We start from the raw sequence: 718 nt of genomic DNA, 5'->3' as shown, positions 1-718 counted from the left end.
GCCGCGATCGCCAGGTCGCCCTGCCCGGCAATGGCCCAGGCGTGGGCGTTGCGTTCGGCGTCGTACTCCGCGGTGCCGCTCTTGCCGATCACCGTGCCGCCGGGCACCGAATTCAGCTGCTTCAAGGTGCCGTGGTCCACGACCTCGCCCATCATGGAGCGCAGCTGCTTGGCTTCATCCTCGCTCAGCTCGGTGGCCTGCGTCGAGGGGCTGGGCTGCTGGGACCTGCCCGGCGTCCTGCTGGTCCTGCGCGTCGGTGAGCACCAGCTGCGGGTGCACGGTCTCACCGGCCACCACCGAGGCCATCACCGTGGCCATGCCCAGCGGGGAAGCCTGCACCACCCCCTGCCCGATCATGTTGGCCGCCAGCTCCGTGCCCTTGGAATCATCGGGCACCGTGCCGAGGAAGGCGTTGGCGCCGGTGGAATCCTGCGCGTTCAAACCCAGCGAGCCAGCCGCCTGGGCGACCTTGGAGGAGCCAGGTCCGCCCCGGCCTCAACGAAGACCGTATTGCAGGACTGGGCCAGGGCCTCGGACAGCGGCAGCTGGCCCAGCGCGCTGGAGGGGTAGCCGTCATAGTTCTTGAAGGCCTTGCCATCCACGGTGGTGGTGGCGGGGCAGGCGACCTTGGTGCCCGGGGTGGCCCCGTCGCGCAGCATCGCCAGCGCGGAAATGACCTTGAAGGAGGACCCCGGGGCGTACTTGCCCAGCAGCGCGG

3 protein-coding genes are annotated in these 718 nt (G+C 70.1%); all 3 read right to left on the bottom strand.

Annotated features, from left to right (window positions below; genetic code table 11):
• The coding region (locus tag JCM19049_RS21610; RefSeq protein WP_279403462.1) for a penicillin-binding transpeptidase domain-containing protein at positions 1-287 on the bottom strand (287 nt) is incomplete at its 3' end.
• Positions 175-441: a hypothetical protein gene (locus tag JCM19049_RS16505; protein WP_054822076.1), complete on the bottom strand. Its 267-nt coding sequence runs from the start codon at positions 439-441 to the stop codon at positions 175-177. The genes JCM19049_RS21610 and JCM19049_RS16505, both read right to left, overlap by 113 nt.
• Positions 438-718 (bottom strand): penicillin-binding transpeptidase domain-containing protein (locus tag JCM19049_RS16500; RefSeq protein WP_279403461.1); only part of this gene is annotated, 281 nt, incomplete at its 5' end. The genes JCM19049_RS16505 and JCM19049_RS16500, both read right to left, overlap by 4 nt.

The organism is Arthrobacter sp. JCM 19049 (assembly GCF_001310435.1).
Note: the sequence above shows the minus strand (reverse complement) of the source record. Positions and strands in the feature narration are given on the sequence as shown.